General features: G+C 57.9%; 4 protein-coding genes. All 4 read right to left on the reverse strand.

Translation table 11 applies throughout. From position 1 onward, the window contains the following. Nucleotides 1-534 precede the first annotated feature (534 nt). On the reverse strand, nucleotides 535-879 hold the full coding sequence (locus tag EN914_RS28540; RefSeq protein WP_024505662.1) for a multidrug efflux SMR transporter: 345 nt from the start codon (nucleotides 877-879) through the stop codon (nucleotides 535-537). Between the two features lie 136 nt (nucleotides 880-1,015). Continuing rightward, the gene (locus EN914_RS28545) at nucleotides 1,016-2,071 is read right to left on the reverse strand and encodes a glycine betaine/L-proline ABC transporter ATP-binding protein (RefSeq protein WP_196815426.1); all 1,056 of its coding nucleotides are present in this window, start codon (nucleotides 2,069-2,071) and stop codon (nucleotides 1,016-1,018) included. Continuing rightward, nucleotides 2,068-3,027, reverse strand: coding sequence for a proline/glycine betaine ABC transporter permease (locus tag EN914_RS28550; RefSeq protein WP_245265423.1), 960 nt, complete (start codon nucleotides 3,025-3,027; stop codon nucleotides 2,068-2,070). Before EN914_RS28550 ends, EN914_RS28545 begins: the two co-directional genes overlap by 4 nt. A gap of 230 nt (nucleotides 3,028-3,257) precedes the next feature. After that, nucleotides 3,258-3,562, reverse strand: a 305-nt coding sequence (locus EN914_RS28555; RefSeq protein ID WP_281034675.1) for a glycine betaine ABC transporter substrate-binding protein, incomplete at its 5' end; no start/stop codon positions are given.

Here is a 3,562-nt window from a genome sequence, read left to right on the forward strand (position 1 = left end):
TTCCCGGCAAGGAAAGCACACCTTCAGCGTCGCGGAAGTGATGCTACGCAACTTCGAGTCAATCTGGGAAACCAGGAATGGCGCCGGACGCGCGCGAGAGTTGCAGTAAGCCGTTCGGTTTTCTCGAGCTTGCGCAAATATGGTGAGGACGCACCGCTCAGGTTCGGCAGCGGAAAACACCGCTCCCGAATCTCGCGGCGTAAGCCTGATCGGTAGATCCACGCTGTGCGAGCTAGACTAGCGTGCTGCGCGTAAATCCGACGCCATCGTCGTCGTGGCTTCGGCCCGTTCTGCCAGTCCGTCTTCTGTGGGCGTCGTCTTTCAGATCCTCTAACCCCACCGCCAACTGATCGATCTACCGCGATGAACGCTCCAAACCGTTGGCAGCGAATCTGGCGCTCGAACTTGGCGATCCGTATCTGCTGCCGGCCAACCAGCGCGCATTCTCCGACGCCTTCGCATCGTGGACCGTGAGGTCGGCGGATTTCCAAACCTTAGCAGCTCGACTGCCAGGGCGACTAACGAAACTCGCTATCAGTGAGCAACAGTCTTGGAGAAAATGTTGATCACCACGACACCGCAAATAATCAGAATGATCCCCAATGTCGCAGGCAGGTCAAGCGGCGACCTATAGACGTGAACGCTCACCATAGCCGTCAGCACCATGCCGACACCGCACCAGATTGCGTACGTGACACCCAGGGGAATCAATTTGAGGGCATGGGAGAGAAAGAACAACGCGACAATAAAGCTGGCGATGGCAGCTGCAGTAGGTCCAAGCTTCGTGAATTGCTGTGTTTTTGGCAACAGCGATGAACCGATGACTTCCGACACAATACCCAATACGAGGGCTCCGTAAGCTGTGACCAGAGGGTTCATACAGTCATTTTCCCGGGCGACGCCTGAAAAGCCTTAGCACAAAGATGTGCAGCCATGGGGTACGGCATTTTCTCGGCAACAGCGAGGTCCATTCGATTGGGGAGCGCCATGGGAATCCCATTGTCGTGGTCCTAACTCACAAGTCGCTATGGTTCCGCCCGGTCGCCACCGCGGGTACAAGCGCCTTCAGAACATCAGTCATGTTGAGCGTACCCACCCGAACTCCGTCCGAGTGTACCGCGAAGGATTTGTCGGCGACGCCATGGGATCGCAGGATCGCCCGCTCCAAGGTCTCGTCCCCGTCCAGGACTTCATAGCCGTCGTCCTCGGTGATCGTCTTTTCCATTACCGATCGGACGCGAAGGACGCGTGCGCGGTTGATATCGCTGACGAAGTCTTCAATGTAAGGGTCGGCGGGGTTGAGGAGAATGTATTGCGGCTCCCCCTGCTGCACGATCTCGCCGTCCTTCAAGATCACCAGGTGGTCCGCAAGCTTGAGAGCCTCATCGAGGTCATGTGTGATGAATACGACGGTCTTCTGGAGGTCCTTCTGCAGTTCGAGGAGAAGGTCCTGCATGCTCGACCGGATGAGTGGGTCCAGCGCTGAATAGGCTTCGTCCATGAGCATGAGCTCGGAGTTCGACGTCAGAGCCCGGGCGAGGCCGACGCGCTGCTGCATGCCCCCCGAGAGTTGGTGGGGATACAGCGCCTCCGAGCCCGCCAGACCGACCCTGTTCAGCCACTTGCGGGCCGTCTCGTCGGTCTTTGCCCGTCCGTCGCCGCGCACCGAGCACGGCATACCGGCATTCCTTAGGACTGTCTCATGCGGCAGCAGCGCAAACTTCTGAAAGACCATCGACATCTGAGTGCGGCGCAGCTGCCGGAGCCTCGCCCGATCGAGTTTCATGATGTCCGTCCCGTTGACTATTACCTCACCCGCCGTGGGGTCGATAAGGCGGTTGAGGTGACGGATCAGGGTCGATTTTCCAGAGCCCGAGAGGCCCATGATCACCGTGATCTCGCCTTTTTTGATCTCAACATTAATGTCGCGCAGCCCGAGCACATGGCCGTGGGCCTGCAGCATGTCTTTCTTATGCATCCCCGACTTCGCGTAAGACACCATGGCCGGCGCATTGTTGCCGAAGATCTTATAGAGGTTGCGGATTGATACGAAACTCTCGGTCATACTCATGTCCGCGACTGGTGCATCTTGTTGACGCGCTGGAGGGCAGCCCGGCTGACCCGGTCGAGCACAATGGCGAGGAGAACAATGCCGAGGCCTGCGACGAGGCCGACGCCGAGTTCAAGTTTGTTGATACCTCGCAGGACAAGGGTTCCCAAGCCAGGCGCAGACACCAGCGAAGCGATCACGACCATGGATAAAGACAGCATGATGGTCTGGTTGATCCCCGCCATGATGTTCGGCAACGCGAGCGGCAACTGGACGCGATAGAGCTTTTGCCAAGAGGTCATGCCAAACGCCTCCCCCGCTTCCAGAACGTCCTTGTCCACCAGCCGAATGCCCAGGTTAGTGAGCCTGATAGATGGCACCACGGCGTAGAGAATGATTGCTATGCCGTAGAGCTTCGGCTCCGTGACACTGAACAGAAATATCAGCGGGATAAGATAGACGAAGGTGGGCAACGTCTGCAGCAGGTCTAGAAAAGGCGTCAGCCAACGCTCCAACCGATTACTGCGTGACATCGCAATGCCGATAGGCACACCGAACAGGACGCAGATGAACGTACAGACCATTATGATGGCGAGCGTCTGCATCGCGTAGCCAAAATGGTCAATGAACGCCAACCCAAGGAACGCCACCAGCACGAACATCGTCACGCCGATGCGACGCCCGGCAAAATGGGCGATGGCGACCAGGATCAGGATCGCGGCCCACCACGGAAGCATTTGCATGATGTCGATGGCGTTACGCAAGGCCCAACTCAATGGCTGCGTAACCGGATCCAGAACCACTTTGATGGGATCTTTCACATTCAGGAACAGGCGTTCCAACCCGGCAGTCATGTCGCGGGTGCGAGGGATGGCGCCGCAGGCCTTGTGAAGGGCGTCCAGGGATGGAAACGGGAAAGATTCGGTTTGGTCGGTCCCCGCGGCGCCAGTCTTTGCAAGTAGATCGTCCATCGACATGGGACCACCGATGGCGCCGACGTCGCACCACGACCGCAGTCCCAGCGAGTCAAAAGCTCTTTCGTACGCTGCCATGTGTCGCCTTAAATCGCGGTGCTCCGGCAGCCGGGCTCATCAGCGCGTGGCACCGGAATTGGACGAGAGGTGCTTGTCGACGTGCTTGAGGTTGCCAAATCAGTGAACAGCCCGTCACGTCCATTAGGTGCGGAGTCCAAGTGAAATGATGGATCTCACTTCAGGACTGCCGCAAGCTTTTCCTTGGCTTCGGGGCTGAGCCAGTCCGCCCAAATCGTTTTGTAGGTGGTCAGAAAGTGAACCGCAGACTCATCGGCCGAAGCCTTCTTGCTATCCTGCCAAGCCAGGGTCTCGCTCATCTGCTCATCCGTGAAGGTGACCTTAGACATTAGCGCTGCTATCTCCGGCTCACGCTTCTCGAAATCCGTCGTCGCTGCCGTTACGACTTCTGCCGGCGGATAAGCCGACTTACCGGGTTTCTTGCAGGTTTCGACCGCGTTGCAGGCGTGGATCTCAGGGA

Origin of the sequence: Mesorhizobium sp. M7A.F.Ca.CA.001.08.2.1, from assembly GCF_003998455.1 — a bacterium.
Lineage (GTDB): Bacteria > Pseudomonadota > Alphaproteobacteria > Rhizobiales > Rhizobiaceae > Mesorhizobium > Mesorhizobium ciceri.